The organism is Clostridium sp. (assembly GCF_022482905.1).
GTDB lineage: Bacteria > Bacillota > Clostridia > Clostridiales > Clostridiaceae > Clostridium_B.
In genome coordinates this window covers 1,761,098-1,780,631 of sequence record NZ_JAKVOI010000001.1, presented here as the reverse complement: position 1 = coordinate 1,780,631, position 19,534 = coordinate 1,761,098, and the positions used below count along the sequence as shown (strand labels likewise).

Sequence of the window (19,534 nt, the reverse complement as noted above, 5' to 3'; positions counted from 1 at the left end):
ATTTTGTATGAGTTAGTTAAACTTTCAGCATTATTTTGGAGAGTTTAATTTTTTTATTGGGAGGAAATCAATGAAGATAGATAAAAAGTATCTTGATCCTGAATTCAAGGATTTTATCGATGATGATAAGATCTGGAAACAGCTGGATGAGGCAAAAAATCCAGAAAAAAGTGAAATAAGGGCCATATTTGACAAGGCCAGAAACAAGGTAAGGCTTGAACCGGAAGAAACTGCAAAATTGCTTCAGATACAGGACGAGGAGCTTCTCGAAGAGATGTTTGCGCTTGCAAGGCAGATAAAGGAAGAAGTATACGGCAAGAGAATAGTCTTTTTTGCACCGCTTTACGTTGGAAACAAATGTATAAATGATTGTCTCTATTGTGGATTCAGAAGGGACAATGGCGCCATAGAGAGAAAGACACTCACCATGGATGAACTTAGAAGTGAAGTTGAGGTTCTTGAAAGGGCAGGACATAAAAGATTGATACTCGTGTATGGTGAACATCCAATGTATGATGCGGATTTTATAGCTGAAACAATAAAAACTGTCTACGATACAAAAGTTGGCAGGGGAGAAATAAGAAGGGTCAATATAAATGCAGCACCTATGGATGTAGACGGATATAAAAAGCTTCATGAAGCTGGAATAGGGACATTTCAGATATTCCAGGAAACCTATCACCATGATACCTACAGAAAAATTCATCCACATGGAGATGTGAAAGCCAATTATGCATGGAGGCTGTATGGACTTGACAGGGCCATGGAGGCTGGAATTGACGACCTTGGGATAGGTGCCCTGTTCGGGCTCTACGATTGGAAATTTGAAGTTATGGGGCTGCTTTACCATACAATTCATTTTGAAAAGATGTTCGGTGGAGTCGGACCTCATACCATATCTTTCCCGAGAATAGAGCCGGCACTTGACGTGCCATATACTCTGGAACCGAAATATAGAGTATCGGACAATGATTTTAAGAAGCTTGTTGCGATTTTGAGACTTTCAGTGCCTTATACTGGAATGATTTTAACTGCAAGGGAGAGTACAAAAGTCAGAGAAGAGGTACTGCCTCTTGGAGTGTCACAGATTGATGCCGGATCAAGAATTGGAATTGGAGGATATACCGAGTATGACAGGGGGCTCATACCTGAGAAGGAGCAATTTCAGCTTGGTGACATGAGGAGTCTTGACGAGGCAGTCAGGGACGTATGCAGACAGGGATGTATACCTTCTTTTTGTACGGCAGACTACAGGTGTGGAAGAACGGGGTCCCATTTCATGAGTATAGCCAAGAAGTCCCTGATTCACAATTATTGTATTCCAAATGCCATATTTACCTTCAAGGAATATCTGCTGGATTATGCATCTCCTGATACAAAAGCAGTAGGAAACAGCGTAATAGATCAGACCATAGGGGAATTTGACGAGGCGAAGCAAAATATAATAAGGAAGAAACTCCAGCTGATCTCGGACGGGCAGAGGGATGTGTATATATAAGGTGGATTTTAAAGAACTTGTAGTGCGCAACCTTGAGGAGATACTCAAATGTGAAAATATAAAGAGGCTATTTGAAGTTATCTGCAAAAATACGGCTGAATTCTACGCCGGAACCCAGGTTATCTTCTCGGAAAGATTTACAAAGAGAATTGCATATGTTGCAGGAGCCGGGGAGGAAACCTTCATGCCCCAGGAAAAGGTGGAACTGGATGGAAGGCATGTAGTATTTCTACAGGGGTTTGAAAATGTTCCACCTTATGAGAAGGATATTTTGATAGCTCTCTTTAAGGTAGCGGCTGCTGCCGCAAAAGACATATAGAAATAATAGAATTGGAGAGATGGATTAATGATAATCTGTCTCTCTATTAGCGTGCGTATAAAGTCATATATCTGAAAAAGATACGAAAATACATCAAAAAAGATAATTCTATGTTGGATTTTCTTCTAAATTGGAACTTTTAATTAGTTTTTCTACGAATACTGCAACTTTTCTTCTGTTCTTTTCATCCAATTTTCTATACATTTTTATAAGGTCTGCCTCGCCGCCTGTCAGTTTAATATTACAGTTGTTAACGTTCGCTGCGAGTGAAATCTTACTTTCATTTATATCGATGATAATGTTTCCGGGTGATCTGACAAACATATTTCCCATGCCTTCTATAAGCCATCTCTGTGAGATGCCGTATTTTTTTTCTATGTTTATAAGTGCCCTGCTGGACGGCTTGTATCGCCCTTTTATCCAATCGGTTACATTTCCTGGAGAGTATTCTATAGACAGAGCAAAATCTTTTTTTGTAGTGTTGAAATATTTTAAAATATGCTCCAGTCTTTCACCTAAATTACACATTGAACAGATACCTCCTGACTAATATAAGATTAAGTTATTTATATTTTAATTCATAGATCCATGTATTAGTAGCTTAAAGATCGTTATCAAGAATAATTAAAGAAATTTAGTGTGGTAGTACAACTTTACATTTACTGATTTCAGTATTATAATTACACTAAGATATGGTATTATACCATAATTTTAACACACTTCTAATTTAAAATATAACTTAACTAGCATTTCAATTCCATAAATTAACAGAAAATCTCAATGTAGTTGTTGATTTATAAGGTTAGGGGGGTGATACTATCAAAGGTAGGAGAAAAACAACTATGTTTGGCATCAAAGTAAAAAAGAGACTTATAGATCTGAATATGACTCAGAGAGAATTATCAAGTGAAATAGGGGTAAATGAAAATTACCTCACTGATATTTTAAATGGAAGGCGCTCAGGAAAAAAGTACAAGAACTTGATTGTGGAAAGATTGGATATTGATATTGAAAGTGGTTCAGAGGACAGCTTTTGAATAATTATTGTAGAGTTGAGAGGAAGGGTTTGAAATGAATATCTTGAGCAATTTAAAGGTAAGAACAAGATTGGTACTTTCTTTTGTAATCGTTGCATTACTAATTTTTATAATTGGCATAACCGATATAACCGGACTTCGAAAAATTGATTCGAATTCGGAAAATATGTATGGCAGGAATCTAAGCAGTATTTACCTTCTCACTGATACAGAACAGAATGTCACTGAAATAAGGATGGATCTTTTGAAGCTCATATATCAAAACAGGCCATGGGAAAGGGAGGAAACTCTATCCGATATTAAAAGGAGTGAAAATAGAATCAATAAAAATATACTTGAATATAACAAAGTATATTCTACATATTCTGAAAGAAGCCCATGGGCAAACATAAAAAGTCAGCTTGTTCAATATATGAATTCTACAGATAAGGCAGCTGCCCTTGCTTCAAAAGGAGAGTACAAAAAGGCGGAAAATGAAAATAAGGACATATCCCCGGTAAGAGAAAATATATCGAAAAATCTAGCTCTGTTGATAGAAAATAATAAAAAGAATGCCGGGCTTTCCAATAGTGAAAATCATCAGGTGTTTTATAGATCAACCATTATGAGCATTGTGATAATGCTGCTGGGACTTGGGCTTTCTATATTTATAGGAATATTTACTGCAAAGGATATAGGAATTCATTTGTTGAAAGTAGTGGATTTTGCAACAAATTTATCTAAATATGATTTTTCTCATGACTACAAGCTGGAAAGAAATGATGAATTTGGACAGGCTATTAACGCTCTTGAAAGTGCCCAGAAAAACATCAGGGAGCTTATAGGAACAATCAGGAAAGATGCAAAAAATATGGGAGATACAAGCAGCAGACTGTCATCTCTTGTGGAAGATATAGCACTTAAATTTAGAAACATAATTGATTCGACAAATAACATAATAGATGGACTTCAGGAAAACAGTTCTTCTTCGGAAGAGATAAGTGCTTCTGTACAGGAAGTCAATTCAAGTGCTGATGAATTGGCTAAAAGTGCGGAGGAAGGAAGCAGGACATCCATTGATTCAAAGGACAGGGCAATTAAGTTCAAAAGTAATATAAACGAAGCCGTGAACAAAATAGGAAACATGTACAGACAAAAAGAAGAAAGCATATTGAAGGCCATCGAGGATGGAAAGATTGTCGGTGATATAAAAACAATGGCTGATACAATAGCATCCATTGCAGAACAGACAAATCTTCTTGCGCTTAATGCGGCAATTGAAGCAGCCAGGGCAGGCGAGCATGGAAAGGGGTTTGCGGTAGTTTCAGAAGAAGTACGGAAACTGGCAGAACAGTCTTCTGAAGCTGTGACAAAAATTGAGGACACCATATCAAAGGTTGGGTTCGCCTTCAGGAATATTTGTGACAACAGCAGTGAAATATTGAAATTCATGAAAGATCAAATAGGTCCCCAGTTCAAAAATTTTGAAAATATGAGCGGTGAATACTATAGAGATTCAGATGTTGTAAGTTCTTCATCGGAAAAGATAGCTGCCATGTCGGAGGAGCTGAGTGCAACTATGGATCAGATAAGCCGTGCATCACAAAACATGGCCGAACTTCTTGAAAAGTCGTCAAGCAACACGGATATTATCAAAGAGAGCACAAATAATGCTTCTGAAAATATAGAACAGATATATACTGCGGCACAGGAACAGGCTGAAATGGCAGAAAAACTGAATAAAATAATTGACAAATTCAAACTTGAAAAACATGCAGCAGAATTGACATAATGATGAATATTTGATATATTTGACTAAACAACAATGCTAAAAGTTAATATACGTTACAGGTGACAAAGTTGCAAATTGCTTTGGATTAAAAGGGAAGTCAGGTGAAAGTCCTGCACGGTCCCGCCGCTGTAAAAGATGAGCCTTTATAAATATGCCACTGGGAAACCGGGAAGGTTATAAGGGCAATGATGCTTGAGTCAGAATACCTGCCTGTAATGGTGTACGATCAACTCTACGATGTATAGGGGGATGTCTGGGATATTTTTATATTGCCGTGACTTTTTTTACCCTCTTGACTATTGAGTTGAGAGGGATTTTTAATTTTAGCATAATTAAAGGAGGAGTGAATTGGGAAAAAATTATTGCAAGTGCGGGCATCATCATGGGGAAGGTTTTTCAATTGATTTATATGCCTATAATTCCGGAATAAATAATTGGAATTCTACTTTCAAAGTATTCTTTTCCATTGCAACATTGATCCTGTGTATTGGTTTGGACAACCCATTGGTATCTATTTCAATTATTGTTGCAATGGCTTACCTGACAATTGTAAAGGGAGGACTTCCAGCACGTGAATATTTGTCGATACTGGCTATTCCAATAGCATTCATTATACTTGGGACTTTTACAATTGCCGTTGATTTTTCAAGGCAGCCCATTGGACAATATAATATGCATCTTGGTTTCTTTTATGTATTTACGTCCCGGCAAAAACTTAGGGAAGTGCTTTTTTTAATTCTGAAGGTTTTTGCAGCCGTGAGTGCCGTGCAGATGATGACGCTGTCCAGCCCATCTTCCGAGATTATATATGTACTTAGAAAAGTCCATGTACCAAAGCTCATTGTAGAATTGATGGATATAATCTATCGATATATTTTCATCTTGATGGATGCTTATACTAAAATGAGAAATTCTGCTGAGTCACGTCAGGGCTTCTGTGATTTCAAAACTTCCTGCCATACTTTCGGAAGTATTGTAAGCAACATGCTGATCATTTCCCTGAAAAAGGCTGCAGCTTATTATGATGCCATGGAAGCCAGATGTTATGATGGAGAACTTGTATTTTGGAGGGAAGAAAAAGAACTGGCAGCAGGACATATTGCCCCGGCAGTATTATTCATAATTTTCTTGATTTTACTATGGACTTTTACACAATAGGAGGGGGCAGCTATGAAAAAGATAATATTGAAGGTTGAAAATTTACACTATACTTACGGAAATGGGGATCATGCATTAAACGGAATAGATGTGGATATATATGAAGGCGAAAAAATTGCCGTGATTGGCTCAAATGGATCTGGTAAATCAACATTTTTCTTGAATGTCAACGGAGTTATTACGGCAGAACAGGGGAAAATCATTTATCGTGGTACGGTTATCAATAGAAAAAATTTAAAGGAGCTTCGAAAAAATATTGGAATTGTATTTCAGGATGCAGACAATCAAATTATAGCATCTACAGTTATGGCAGAGGTTGGGTTCGGTCCCATGAATTTAAAACTTCCAAAAGAAGAAGTGAGGAAACGGGTTGAAGAAGCATTGGAATACATGAACATTACAGATTTGAAGAATCGTCCGCCGCACTACTTGAGCGGTGGTGAAAAGAAGCGTGTTACCATTGCAGACATCATAGCCATGAAATCGGAAATTGTTATATTTGATGAACCCACTGCAGCACTGGACCCTCTAAATGCAATGATGCTGGAGGAAGTCCTGGCAAAACTTGCGTCGGAGGGCAAGACAATCCTGATTTCCACACATGATGTGGATTTTGCATATAGGTGGGCTGAAAGGATACTTGTATTTTTCAAAGGAAGGATCATTGCAGATGGAACGCCGCTGGAAATTTTCAACAATATGGAAGCTTTAAAACAGGCAAATCTGAAGCAGCCCACCATGCTGGAAGTCTGCGAATTGCTTGCAGAAAAACATCTACTGGAGAATATGAAAAGTTATCCTAAAAATATACAGGAATTAAAAAAAATTCTGAAATAAATTGAGGACAACAAGGAGGAAAATAAAATGAATCTTAAAGAAAAAAAAGCTGTTACAATTTCAGCAGTTCTTGCATTGTTTCTTGGAATAGTTCCGGTGGCAAATGCAATGCATATCATGGAGGGATATCTTCCGCCGAAATATTGTATCATATGGGGCGCAGTATGTATTCCCTTCCTGGTGGCAGGTTACCTGTCTATTAAAAAAACATTGTCCCAAAATCGTAAAACCATCACTATTTTTGCCATGGTAGGTGCATTTATTTTTATAGTTTCATCTTTGAAGATACCTTCTGTGACTGGAAGCTGTTCACACATGACAGGTACAGGACTTGGTGCAATTTTGTTCGGACCGACCGTAGTATCAATCTTAGGTATTATTGTATTAATTTTTCAGGCAATTATGCTTGCACACGGTGGACTGACTACTTTGGGCGCCAATACATTTTCAATGGCCATTGCAGGTCCGCTGGTGTCCTATGCGATCTATAAACTGTGTCAGAAGCTGAAGGTAAACAAACATGTGGGTATTTTTCTGGCAGCATCGATCGGTGATCTGTTTACTTATTGTGTGACAAGTATACAGCTTGCACTTGCATATCCGTCTTCAAACGGCGGCGTACCGGCATCTACAGCCAAATTTCTTGCAGTATTTGCTCCTACACAGGTTCCGCTGGCCATCATTGAAGGTATTTTAAGTGTTGTTATAGTCATGTGCCTTGAAACCTACGCAAAATCCGAACTGACAGGTATTGGATTTTTGAAGAAAGGAGAAAACTGATGAATAGAAAGACGAAAAAAAAGATTATAATTTTATTGCTCATTGCCCTGGTTATTGCCGTTGTACCTTTATTCACCCTGAAAGGTGCCGAATTCGGAGGTTCTGACGATGCGGGAAGCAAGGTGGTTTCACAGATCAAGGGAAGTGAATATAAACCCTGGGCTACACCGGTCATGGAAAAGTTGATTGGAGGAGAGCTCCCCGGAGAAATTGAAAGTCTTCTATTCTGTGTGCAGACAGGTATTGGAGTAGGTGTTCTTTTCTTTTTCCTTGGAAGATTTGTAGAGAGAAATAAAACTATCAAATAGATTTGCATAATTTGAATTATATATATATAATAATTTTGAACCTTCTATAATTAAATTAGGAGGTTTTTTTAATAGCTGAAATTATATAATGAATAATCTTTGGAGGTAAAAATATGGATCATATAAACCCGGATAGTGAAGTCTATGATGTCAATTCTCTTACTTCCCTTGAAAAACTTGAACCAATCAGGGTAAGGCCGGGAATGTACATAGGCTCTACAGGGAGCAAGGGACTCCATCACTGCATATGGGAAATACTGGATAATTCTATAGATGAAATTTCAAACGGTTTCGGAAGCTATGCAGTAGTTGTTTTAAATGAAGATGGCAGTGTAACTGTAGAAGACAACGGCAGGGGAATTCCTACGGGAGTTCATCCTGTAAAGAAAAAGACAGGTGTTGAGATGGTGTTTACAGAACTTCATACTGGAGGCAAATTCAACAACAGTGTATATAAGACATCAGGAGGCCTTCACGGAGTAGGGGCAGCTGTTGTAAATGCCCTTTCAAGATGGCTGGAGGTGGAGGTAAGGCAAAATGGACACGTATACAGGCAGCGATTCGAGTATGCCTATGACAGGTCACTCAAGAAAAATATGCCCGGGACATCCGTAACAGGCCTCCAGGTAGTAGGGACTTCGGATTCTACCGGAACCAAGGTTACATTCATGCCGGATGACAGGGTGTTTTCAACAGTTGACTTCAAACTGGATGTAATAGATGAGAGATTGAGAGAGCTTGCATTCCAGAATAAAGGAATAACCTTGAAGCTCGTAGACAGCAGATCCGGTGAACCGGTGGAAAGAAAATATCACTCCAGCCGCGGGCTCCTTGATTTTATGGAGTATTTGAATGAAAGCAAGACACCCATTCACAGGGATCCAATATTGTTTGAAGGTGAGAGACAGATAAATGGAATAAATGTTCACGGGGAAGTCTGCATACAGTTTACGGATTCAACTGCATACAATATAGCAAGCTATGTAAACAATATTCCAACCAGGGAGGCCGGGACCCATGAAAGCGGGTTCAAAACAGGAATGACAAGGGCGTTCAAAGACTGTGGCAGAAAGCTGGACCTGTACAAGAATGAAAATTTTGAAGGTGATGATCTGAGAGAGGGAATGACAGCCATAATCAAGGTGAGGATAAGTAATCCCATATTTGAAGGGCAGACAAAGACAAAACTTGGGAATACCGAGGCATACACCTTTATGAATGATCTCTCCTATACGAAGCTTTCGGAATGGATAGAGGACAACAAGGAGACTGCTTCTGCCATAATAGGCAATGCCCTTCAGTCGGCGGCCAGAAGGGAAAAAATAAAGAAAATAAATGATGCGGAGAAAAAGAAAATAGGAAAAGGGGCGGCACCCCTTGCAGGAAAAATTGCAGTATGCACGTTGAAGGATGCTTCAAATTGTGAATTCATAGTAGTGGAAGGCGATTCTGCCGGTGGATCTGCAAAACAGGCAAGAGACAGGCGATTCCAGACAATAATGCCATCAAAGGGAAAGATAATGAATACTGAGAAGCAGAACCTGGAAAATGTAATTGGAAGTGAGGAACTTAAAATATTCAATGCAGCCATAGGCACGGGCATACTTGAAAATTATGAGGAAAAGGATCTGAAATATGGAAAGATAATAATACTGAGCGATGCAGACGTGGACGGATATCATATCCGGACTCTCTGGATGACTTACATATACAGATACATGAGGCAGCTTATTTCAAACGGGCACCTGTATATAGCACTTCCGCCTCTTTATAAAGTATACAGGGAGAACAGAAAAAAACAGATTGTAAGGTATGCTTACAGTGAAAGGCAGCTCTCAAAAGCAAAGGTGGAAGTCGGGAGAGGTGCGCTTATACAGAGATATAAGGGACTTGGAGAGATGAATCCTGATCAGCTCTGGGAAACTACCTTGAATCCGGAGACAAGGACACTCCAGCAGATAACCATAGATGATGCGGCAAAAGCGGAAAAAATGGTTTCCCTACTCATGGGAGATGTTGTGGCACCGAGGAAAAAGTACATGTACAAGTATGCGCAGTTTTAAACAATCCATAATTGCATGCTGAAAAAGAAAGGACGGTTTGACTTGGCGAGAAAGACAATAATACCAAAGGACAAGAATATAGTGAGGATTTCAATAGAGGAAGCTATGCCGGACAACTATCTTCCATACGCAGTGGAGGTGGCAAAGGACAGGGCTCTGCCGGATGTGAGGGACGGTCTGAAGCCGGTCCACAGGAGAATAATATACGGAGCCTATATGCTGAAAGCTTTTCCAGACAGGCCATATTACAAATCTGCCAGAATAGTGGGGGACATACTCGGTAAATACCATCCCCACGGTGATTCCTCCGTATACGATGCAATGGTGATACTTGCCCAGAAATTTACTACGAGAATGCCTCTTATAGACGGCCACGGAAACTGGGGAAGCCAGGACGGAGACAATGCTGCCGCCATGCGTTATACGGAAGCCAGGCTCACTCCAATTGCAGTGGAGATGGTGAGCCATATGGAAGATGATGTAGTGGATATGATAGACAATTACTCGGGGTCTGAAAAGGAGCCTGAAGTACTTCCGGTAGGATATCCCAATTTGCTTGTAAATGGTGCTTTTGGAATAGCAGTAGGGCTCGCAACCAATGTACCGCCCCACAATCTGCGGGAGGTAATAGATGCTGCAGTAGCACTTATAGATGAACCGAATCTTGATACGGATGGACTTATGAAGTACGTCAAGGGACCGGATCTTCCCACAGGAGGGATAATAATAGGCAGGGAGTCACTGAAATCCGCCTACAGTACGGGAGAGGGAAAGGTCACCCTGAGGGCGAAGACTTCTATAGAAAAGTTGGAAAATGGAAGACTTGCAATAGTGATAACGGAATTTCCGTACAGGAGAAGCAAGGCGAGACTTCTTCAGACAATTTCAGAAATGACTGCAGACAAAAAACATTCCAAAACTCTCGACTGCATCTATGATATAAGAGATGAGTCTGACAGGAGCGGTATAAGAGCCGTAATTGAATTCAAAAAGTCAATGGATCATGAGGGTGCCGAAAAAATATTGAAATACCTTTTTAAGAAGACGGATCTCCAGTGCAGCGTTTCCTTCAATATGGTGGCACTTGCAGAGGGAAAACCGGTTGTACTTTCCCTGAAAAGCATACTTGAGTACTTTATAAAGTACCAGAGGGAGTTGCTTGTACGAAGGACCCAAAAGAAACTCTCCGAAGCCAAAAAGAGGTTCCACATAGTGGAGGGCTTCATAAAGGCCATTGGAATAATGGATGAGATCATAAAGACAATAAGAAGTTCAAATTCACGAAAAGATGCCTCAAATAATCTTGCACACAAGTTCGGCTTTACGAAGATCCAGGCGGAGGCAATACTGGAACTTATGCTCTACAGACTTACCGGGCTTGAGATAGTTGAATTTGAAAAAGAGCATAAGAAACTGTACGGTTACATAGATAAACTGGAACTCATATTGTCCAGTGAAAGTGAGCAGTTCAAGGTTATAAAAGGTGAATTGAGAAAAATAAGGGATAAATACGGGGATGACAGGAGAACTTCCATTCTGGAGGATGACAGCAGTGCAAAAATCCAGATTGATGAAATCATAATAGAAGAAGACATTGTAATTACCATGTCAAAGGAATGCTTTATAAAGAGAATATCGAATAAGAGCTATAATCGTTCCAGCAAAAATGTGGATGAAATAGATTATAGGGAAGGTGACTGCAATAGATTTCTTCTAAACTCCAGCACCGGGGACACAGTAATGTTTTTTACGGACCAAGGAAACATGTACCAGCTGAAGGGAATCGATATACCTGAGTTCAAGTGGAAGGAGAAAGGCGAGAAGCTTGACAGTGTCATAAAGGGGCTGGACACTTCACGTGAAAGCATAGTTTCTGTAGTAAGCCTGAAAAATGAGGATTACGGGAACAATTTCATACTGTTTACCGACACTGGAGGTATAAAGAAAACTGCAGTAAATGGCTTCAGGACCGCCTATACGAAACTCTCGGCCATAAAACTCAGGAAAGGTGAAAAACTTTTAAGTGCCGGACTGGTTTCCGAAAAAAGAGGCAAAACATTTTTGAGTATAATTACGAAGCTGGGACTTGATTTTACCATACCTGAACTTAAGATCGACCCGGAGGACAGAAATATAGTGAGTACAAGTATGTTTCACCTTCCCCCGAAAGATAGAATTTTAAAGGTGGATTTTGTAGATAGCCGGCATCATGAAGATTTCTATATCTCAATAGACAAAGATGGAATGCTGAAATCAGCTTCCAACAGCAGGAGGACTTTTGGTGTGAATACAAACTCATCATGTACCCTGCTTGTATTTGGAAAAAATGGGGATGTGTTTTCAATGCCCTCGATCATGCTGCAGAATATTGAAAAGGGCATACACATAGAAGATCTTTTTGAAATTCACCATAGGTCCGACATATTGAAGCTGCTTTCCGTTGACAATTTCAACACCGGATATATATACTTTTTTACCCGGAATGGAATGGTGAAAAAGACGGAACTGAAACGCTTTGAAGATGTGGGACTCAGGGCGGCTGCCTATAAATTTAAGAGCAGGGATGACATTTTAACGGATATAGTGTATTCGGAGGATGAAGATTCAGAAATAATCATGTTTACGGGAAATGGCATGTCAATAAAATTTTCGGGCAGTGACGTGAATGCTTCCGGCAGAATTGCATCGGGCTCACTTGGCATAAAACTGGAGGAAAGTGACAGGGTAATCTATTCAAATGTCTTGAAAAAAAGCAGCAGGCTTTACTTTGATATAAACTATTCAAAAGGTATGAATTCTACGATACCCCTGACAGATATAAAGCTGCAGAACAGAGGAGGAAAGGGAAAGGCAATTGATAATATAGACGATAAAATAAAGAGTGTATCTATCAAAAAGTCATGAGAATTTTACCGGGTACTATTGAAATAGTATGGTCTATATACTATAATATAAAATATAGTAAAGGGCAGAGAGTGTGAGAGCCGTCATTAATAAAGCTATGCAAAGTAGCTTTATTAATGACGGCTTCTTTTCGCGAAAAAATTATTTTATGTGCTATGTAATCGGTTAAAAGCATATAGGAAGAGTAGGGGTAGAAATGATGACAAAATTGGCAGCAGAATTTGTTGGAACGATGATTTTAGTATATCTTGGAGACGGGGTGTGTGCAAACTGCACTCTTGTAAAAAGCAAGGGACAGAATGCAGGCTGGATGGTTATAACTACCGGATGGGCATTTGCAGTTGGAATACCTGCTTTCATATTTGGAAATGTCAGTGGGGCGCATTTTAATCCTGCACTTACACTGGCACTTGCGGCAATAGGAAAATTTCCTGTATCACAGGTACCGGGTTATATATGTGCACAGATGCTTGGAGGAATAGCCGGGGCGGCACTTGTATGGCTTACATATCTGCCGCACTGGGAAGTGACGGAAGACAAGGCGGCCAAGCTCGGTATATTCTGTACTGCACCGGCTATAAGAAAATTACCGCTGAATTTTTTAACTGAATTTCTCGGAACGGCAACTCTTGTATTTGGAATTCTCGGAATAGGAATTCAGAAAGCTGCACCGGGATTTGGAGTATTCTTTGTTTCTCTTCTGATATGGTCACTTGGGCTTTCGCTGGGAGGACCAACCGGATATGCAATTAATCCTGCAAGGGACCTGGCACCGAGAATTGCACATGCCATTCTGCCTATTGCAGGTAAGGGCGATTCGGACTGGTCATATGCCTGGGTGCCTGTTGTCGGACCGATAATTGGAGGCCTGGCAGGAGCTTTTCTGTTTACAGCGGTATTCTAGATTTGTTTCTTGAATTAATTGCAGCTGTAATGTTATTGTTATATATAGTATTTACAGTGTGAACAAATTAATTTGAAAGAGGTATATATTGATGATTAAACTCAAGGAAGTACTGATAGAAAATCCGGTTATAGCAGCTTTAAGAAATGATGCCGATCTGGAAAAATCGATTCAGAGCGGTGCAGGCATAGTATTTGTGTTATATGGTGACATACTGAGCATAAAAGATATATGCAGCAGACTCAAGAAAAGTGGGAAACTGGTGTTTATTCATTTGGACATGATAGAGGGACTCAGAGGTGATCAGGCAGCTGTCAGATTTATAAAAGAATCTGTAAAAACAGACGGTATAATAAGCACCAGGGCTTCAAATATAAAATATGCAAACCAGCTCGATTTGCATACCATACAGAGAATGTTCGCAATAGATTCACTGTCGCTTAAAACAGGAATAAAGAGCATACATGAAACAAATCCTACCGCAGTTGAGGTAATGCCCGGTGTGGCAAGCAAAATAATAAGCGTGCTTGAAAAGGAAATCAGAGTCCCGATAATTGCAGGCGGGCTCATAACAGACAAAAAAGATGTTATGGAATCACTGTCGGCAGGAGCTGTGGCAGTGTCCACAACGGACAGCAAATTGTGGAATCTATGAAAAAACTTATTAAGATATATTGAGGAGGAAGTAGAATGGCAAAGTATATAATGGCACTGGACCAGGGAACCACAAGCTCCAGGTGCATACTGTTCAACAAAAGTGGATTACCTGTAAGCACTTCACAAAAGGAATTCAAGCAGATATATCCGGAAGCAGGATGGGTGGAACATGATCCAATGGAAATATGGGCCACACAATTCGGGGTTGCAACGGAGGCGCTTCTAAAGGCCAATATAAATGCAGAGGATATAGAGGCCATTGGAATAACAAACCAGAGAGAGACCACCATAGTATGGGACAGGAGAACAGGTCTGCCCATCTACAATGCAATAGTATGGCAGTGCAGGAGAACCTCTGATTTCTGCGACGAGCTGAAGGCAAAAGGGCTGGATAAAATTATAAAAGAAAAGACGGGACTTGTACTGGATGCATATTTTTCAGCTACAAAGATAAAATGGATACTTGACAATATTCCTACGGCAAGAAGAGAGGCTGACAGGGGAAACCTCATATTTGGAAACATAGATACTTGGCTTATATGGAATCTTACAAAGGGAAAGGTTCATGTGACGGATTATACAAACGCATCAAGAACCATGCTTTTCAATATACACGAGTTAAAGTGGGACAAGGACCTTCTGGACATATTCGGCATCCCTGAATCAATGCTCCCCGAGGTGAAGCCATCAAGCTGTGTCTACGGGAAAACCGATGAATCCCTGTTTGGTGTGGAGATACAAATAGCAGGTGATGCAGGAGATCAGCAGGCTGCACTTTTCGGACAGACATGTTTCAAGCCTGGAATGGCAAAGAATACTTACGGTACGGGATGTTTTCTGCTTATGAATACAGGAGAAAAAGCAGTGGAGTCGAAGAACGGTCTCCTGACTACCATAGCAATAGGCATAGACGGCAAAGTTGAATATGCCCTTGAAGGAAGCATCTTTATAGGAGGGGCGTCCATACAGTGGCTGAGAGATGAACTCAGAATGCTGAAATCCGCACCTGAATCCGAGAGATACTGTGAGGCTGTGGAAGATACGGGAGGAGTTTACCTTGTACCTGCCTTTGTAGGACTTGGAGCTCCTTACTGGGATCAATATGCAAGGGGGATAATGGTCGGCATTACAAGAGGAACCAAAAAAGAGCATTTCATAAGGGCTACGGTGGAATCCCTTGCGTATCAGACATATGATGTGCTTAAAGCCATGGAGGAGGATTCAAAAATAGAACTCAAGGCACTTAAAGTTGACGGAGGGGCCTGCGCAAATAATTTCCTCATGCAGTTCCAGTCCGACATATTGAATGTCCAGGTTGACAGACCTGAAGTAATAGAAACCACTGCGCTTGGTGCGGCATATCTTGCGGGTATTGCAGCAGGCTACTGGAAGGACAGAAATGATGTTGCGAAGAACTGGGCTTTATCAAAAAATTTCAACCCGGTTATGGATGAACAAAATAGAACCAGGCTTCTGGAAGGGTGGCATGACGCTGTAAAGAGATCCATGGGATGGGCAAAACAGTAGAAAACTATAAAAATCCTGCATACAGTATGAGATGCAGGATTTTTTATTTGTAAGTAGCAGTGATAATTATTATAATATTAATAAAAGGAGGGGATTTTTTTGAAAAATGCAGTAGTCCTGCTTGCTGATGGATTTGAGGATATAGAGGCTCTTACACCTGTTGATATTCTGAGAAGGGGAGATGTAAACTGTGTAATTGCATCTGCAGACGGCAGCAGGGAAAAAACAAGCTCGAGAAATACAACTATAATAACAGATGAATTAATTGAAAATATAGATCCGGATAAATATGATGTCGTAATACTTCCGGGAGGACTTCCCGGGGCGACTAATTTGAGGGACAATGAAAATGTGACGGCACTTGTAAAGGAATTCCACTCAAAAGGTAAATTTGTGGCGGCAATATGTGCTGCTCCAATAGTCTTGAAAAAGGCGGGCATTATTGAGGGCAAAAAGGTAACTTCAAACCCCAATTTCAAAGATGAACTTGGCAGCGTGGATTATAGAGAAGATTTTGTAGTTCAGGACGGTAATATAATAACAAGCAGGGGAGCTGCAATGTCAATTTATTTTGCATTCAAGATACTTGAAAATATTGCAGACGGCGAAACTCTGAGAAGGGTGGAGAAATCCACTTTGATGAATCTTGTAAAACAGCATTATGGTGAATAGAAAATGGAATACTTTACTTTGAAAAATGGGATGAAAATCATATATGAACATAGAGAGGGGCAGATAACTTCACTATGTATAGGGTTTAATGCAGGGGCGCTTGATGAGACGGGAAGATTTGCCTTTGGAACAGCGCATGCACTTGAACACATGATATCAAAAGGTACAATAAACAGGACTGAAAATGACATAAACAACATGTGTGACAGTATATTCGGATTTGAAAATGCCATGACCAACTATCCGTATACAGTATATTATGGAAGCTGTCTGAACCAGGATGTTGAAAGGGCGGTTGAACTGTATTCCGATATGCTGCTGAACCCGCTGTTTCCTGAAGGCGGATTTGAAGGCGAAATGGATGTAATATCCCAGGAACTCAGGGAGTGGAAGGACGATCCGTACCAGTGCTGTGAGGATCTTTTATTTATGAATTCCTTTAAAAACAGGAGAATAAAAGAAACTATAATAGGTTCTAAGCACAGCATAAAAACAATTGAACTGCAGGATATAGTTGATTTTTACAGTAGCTTCTATGTTCCATCCAATTGTGTAGTCAGTTTTTCATCTTCTCTTGATTTTGAGCATATACTCAATCTGATGGAACACTACTTTCAGAAATTTAAAGACGGGGATGAACTGCCGGACTGCAGGACAAATCTGTATGAAGTGAATCTGCCGGGCATATATGAAAGCAGCGGGAATAATACGGGCGGAGCTAAAATTCAATATATTTTCGATATAAGTGATCTGAACTTCAGGGAATTTAAAGCGCTTATGCTGTTCAATTGTGCTTTCGGACAGGGAACAGGCAGTTTTCTGTTTGACAGGATAAGAACTGAAAATGCCGCTGCCTATGAAATAGGAAGCAGCATAAAAAATGAGACAGGTATAAAACTTCTATCCATAAAAATGGGTACATCCGCAGAGAAGATACACAGCTGCATATGCAGTATAGACAATGTTGTTGAGAACATCAAAAATGGTGGGGATTATTTTAGTGAGGATGTCATAAATGACCTGTCAAAGAGGATAAAGATAAAAAGGGCGTTGAAAGCGGAAAGATCGGTTCAGCTCTGCAAGGAGCTCACTACCTGTGAACTGATGCATGGAAGTTTCACAAAATTTGATGAAGAGATTGAAGATCTTGATGCCGTTTCAACGGAAGAAATATATTCTGTTATAGACAAAGTAATGAACAATCCTTCCATACAGATATTTAAGTAAAGAGTAAAGTTCAAAGAGTAAAGTTCAGTTAATGAAGATTTTCGGTATCAGCCGAAAATTGACCAAATTTGAACTTTGATATTTAAACTTTGAAATTTCCAATAATAGAGAGGGGATTTTTGTGGAGAAAAGATGGATGCTCAGGGTACACAGGCTGGATAAAAATATTTCCAGGGAAACAGGTATAGATGATATTACTCAGTCCATACTTGCAAACAGGGGGATAACTTCAAAAAGTGAAATAGTTGATTTTCTAAACCCCTCCATGGACAAATTGCATGATCCCGTTTCCATGAAGGACGTGGAAACGGGAACGGATATAATATGCGATTCCATAGCAAGGGAAGATAAAATTGCAGTATACGGGGATTATGATGCGGACGGTGTAACAAGCACCTATATACTTTATAATGCACTTCTTCGCTGCGGGGCTGATGTAAAGTACCATATACCCGACAGGATAAAAGAGGGCTATGGAATGAATCTGGAAAGAATAGAAAAGTTGAATTCAGAGGGGATTTCCACAATTATAACCTGTGACAATGGTATATCCGCCTTTAAAGAAATTGCAAGGGCCCGGGAACTCAATATGAGGGTGATTGTGACGGATCATCATGACATACCATCCGACATACCCCCCGCAGATGCTGTAATAGATCCAAAACAGGAGGAATGTCCATATCCTTTTAAAATGCTCTGTGGGGCAGGTATTGCATTCAAATTTGTCCAGGTGCTCTACAGAAAAATGGGTGTTGATGAAGGGGAAGCCCTGAAGTTTATCGAATATGCTGCAATCGGCACCATCTGTGATGTTGTGGACCTTGTAGGCGAGAACAGGATCATTGCAAAACATGGAATACATGCGTTGAACAATACCCAAAATATGGGTATAAGAGCTCTTTTAAAGGAAAACTCTCTGGAACCGGGAAATATTACAGCCTATCATGTAGGATTTGTATTGGGGCCCTGTATAAATGCAGCGGGAAGACTTGAAAGTGCAGAAACAGCCCTAAAGCTTCTCATGGCGGAAAATACGGCTGAGGCAGCTTTTCTTGCAGGCAGATTGAGGGAACTCAATTCTATGAGACAGGATATGACAACTAAAAGTCTCGGGGAAATAGTGGATATGGTGGAAAATTCCGAATTGAAACATGACCGGGTGGTTGTAGCATACAAAGGCGATGTACATGAGAGTATTGCGGGAATTGTAGCCGGAAAGCTCAAAGAAAAATACAATCTGCCATCTATAGTAATCACGAAGGGCGAGATTCTTAGCAAGGGTTCCGGAAGATCCATAGAAGGATATGACATGTTCGTAGAACTGTCAAGGTGCAGAGATCTTATGGAAAATTTTGGAGGACACAAAATGGCGGCAGGAATGTCCATAAAAGAGGACAACATAGATAAACTCAGGAAAAGACTTAATGACAGCTGCAGCCTTACAGATGAGGATGTCATACCTAAAATAATAATAGACAGGAGACTTCCCCTTGAGAGTATAACCTCTGGCATTATAAAAGATATAAAACGTCTTGAGCCTTTTGGTGTGGGGAATCCATCACCTGTATTTGCCGAAAAGAATGTAGAGGTGTTCAAGGTGTTCTTTATGGGAAAAGACAAAAATACAGTCAAGTTGTTCTGCAGGTTGAACAATAGTTTGAACAAGATGGATGCCCTGATCTTTAACGGTGGAGACAGGTTCAGGCATGTTGTGGAAAAGTCATGGGGTACTACCGGACTCAACAGAATCTTGTCAAATGATTTTAAAAGTATGTATATTGACATTGTGTTTTTCCCGGTCTTTAATGAATACAACAATAACAGGACCATTCAGATTATTGTAAAAGATTTTAGAATTTCAACCAATTGATA

17 protein-coding genes and 1 riboswitch are annotated in these 19,534 nt (G+C 40.0%); of the genes, 16 read left to right on the top strand and 1 reads right to left on the bottom strand.

Annotation, left to right across the window (positions count from 1 at the left end; all coding sequences use genetic code 11):
- Positions 1–70: 70 nt before the first annotated feature.
- On the top strand, positions 71–1,498 hold the full coding sequence (gene hydG, locus LKE46_RS08830) for a [FeFe] hydrogenase H-cluster radical SAM maturase HydG (protein WP_291720727.1): 1,428 nt from the start codon (positions 71–73) through the stop codon (positions 1,496–1,498).
- Between the two features lies 1 nt (position 1,499).
- The gene (locus tag LKE46_RS08825; protein ID WP_291720724.1) at positions 1,500–1,817 is read left to right on the top strand and encodes a hypothetical protein; all 318 of its coding nucleotides are present in this window, start codon (positions 1,500–1,502) and stop codon (positions 1,815–1,817) included.
- 108 nt (positions 1,818–1,925) lie between these two features.
- Here LKE46_RS08825 and LKE46_RS08820 read toward each other — a convergent pair whose 3' ends face one another.
- Positions 1,926–2,345: a helix-turn-helix domain-containing protein gene (locus LKE46_RS08820; protein WP_291720721.1), complete on the bottom strand. Its 420-nt coding sequence runs from the start codon at positions 2,343–2,345 to the stop codon at positions 1,926–1,928.
- Between the two features lie 314 nt (positions 2,346–2,659).
- On the opposite strand from LKE46_RS08820, the gene LKE46_RS08815 reads away from it, so the two are divergent.
- The 14 genes from LKE46_RS08815 (at position 2,660) to recJ (ending at position 19,532) form a co-directional block, all read left to right on the top strand.
- Positions 2,660–2,854 carry a helix-turn-helix domain-containing protein gene (locus tag LKE46_RS08815; protein ID WP_291720718.1) on the top strand — a complete coding sequence of 65 codons (195 nt, stop codon included), beginning with the start codon at positions 2,660–2,662 and terminating at the stop codon, positions 2,852–2,854.
- 34 nt (positions 2,855–2,888) lie between these two features.
- Positions 2,889–4,625 carry a methyl-accepting chemotaxis protein gene (locus tag LKE46_RS08810; RefSeq protein ID WP_291720714.1) on the top strand — a complete coding sequence of 579 codons (1,737 nt, stop codon included), beginning with the start codon at positions 2,889–2,891 and terminating at the stop codon, positions 4,623–4,625.
- Between the two features lie 40 nt (positions 4,626–4,665).
- A riboswitch (cobalamin riboswitch) is annotated at positions 4,666–4,853 on the top strand.
- A 120-nt stretch (positions 4,854–4,973) separates the two neighbouring features.
- Entirely contained in the window at positions 4,974–5,783 is an 810-nt protein-coding gene (gene cbiQ, locus LKE46_RS08805) for a cobalt ECF transporter T component CbiQ (protein WP_291720711.1), read from the top strand.
- Positions 5,784–5,795: 12 nt separating this feature from the next.
- Positions 5,796–6,620: an energy-coupling factor ABC transporter ATP-binding protein gene (locus tag LKE46_RS08800; RefSeq protein ID WP_291720708.1), complete on the top strand. Its 825-nt coding sequence runs from the start codon at positions 5,796–5,798 to the stop codon at positions 6,618–6,620.
- 27 nt (positions 6,621–6,647) lie between these two features.
- Positions 6,648–7,400 (top strand): energy-coupling factor ABC transporter permease, encoded by a 753-nt coding sequence (locus LKE46_RS08795; protein WP_291720704.1) that lies wholly within the window; start codon positions 6,648–6,650, stop codon positions 7,398–7,400.
- Entirely contained in the window at positions 7,400–7,708 is a 309-nt protein-coding gene (locus LKE46_RS08790) for an energy-coupling factor ABC transporter substrate-binding protein (protein ID WP_291720701.1), read from the top strand. Before LKE46_RS08795 ends, LKE46_RS08790 begins: the two co-directional genes overlap by 1 nt.
- A 113-nt stretch (positions 7,709–7,821) precedes the next feature.
- Complete coding sequence (locus LKE46_RS08785; RefSeq protein ID WP_291720697.1) at positions 7,822–9,771, top strand: DNA gyrase/topoisomerase IV subunit B; 1,950 nt, start codon at positions 7,822–7,824, stop codon at positions 9,769–9,771.
- 42 nt (positions 9,772–9,813) lie between these two features.
- Positions 9,814–12,675, top strand: a complete 2,862-nt coding sequence (locus LKE46_RS08780; protein ID WP_291720693.1) for a DNA topoisomerase IV subunit A — start codon at positions 9,814–9,816, stop codon at positions 12,673–12,675.
- Between the two features lie 199 nt (positions 12,676–12,874).
- Positions 12,875–13,579, top strand: coding sequence for an MIP/aquaporin family protein (locus LKE46_RS08775; RefSeq protein WP_291725629.1), 705 nt, complete (start codon positions 12,875–12,877; stop codon positions 13,577–13,579).
- A 94-nt stretch (positions 13,580–13,673) separates the two neighbouring features.
- A complete protein-coding gene (locus LKE46_RS08770) occupies positions 13,674–14,234 on the top strand; it encodes a glycerol-3-phosphate responsive antiterminator (RefSeq protein WP_363316050.1) in 561 nt (186 codons plus the stop codon).
- A gap of 35 nt (positions 14,235–14,269) precedes the next feature.
- Positions 14,270–15,763, top strand: a complete 1,494-nt coding sequence (gene glpK / locus LKE46_RS08765) for a glycerol kinase GlpK (RefSeq protein ID WP_291720687.1) — start codon at positions 14,270–14,272, stop codon at positions 15,761–15,763.
- A 99-nt stretch (positions 15,764–15,862) separates the two neighbouring features.
- The gene (locus LKE46_RS08760; protein WP_291720684.1) at positions 15,863–16,435 is read left to right on the top strand and encodes a DJ-1 family glyoxalase III; all 573 of its coding nucleotides are present in this window, start codon (positions 15,863–15,865) and stop codon (positions 16,433–16,435) included.
- A gap of 3 nt (positions 16,436–16,438) precedes the next feature.
- On the top strand, positions 16,439–17,662 hold the full coding sequence (locus LKE46_RS08755) for a M16 family metallopeptidase (RefSeq protein ID WP_291720681.1): 1,224 nt from the start codon (positions 16,439–16,441) through the stop codon (positions 17,660–17,662).
- Between the two features lie 121 nt (positions 17,663–17,783).
- Positions 17,784–19,532 (top strand): single-stranded-DNA-specific exonuclease RecJ, encoded by a 1,749-nt coding sequence (gene recJ / locus LKE46_RS08750; protein WP_291720678.1) that lies wholly within the window; start codon positions 17,784–17,786, stop codon positions 19,530–19,532.
- Positions 19,533–19,534 lie beyond the last annotated feature (2 nt).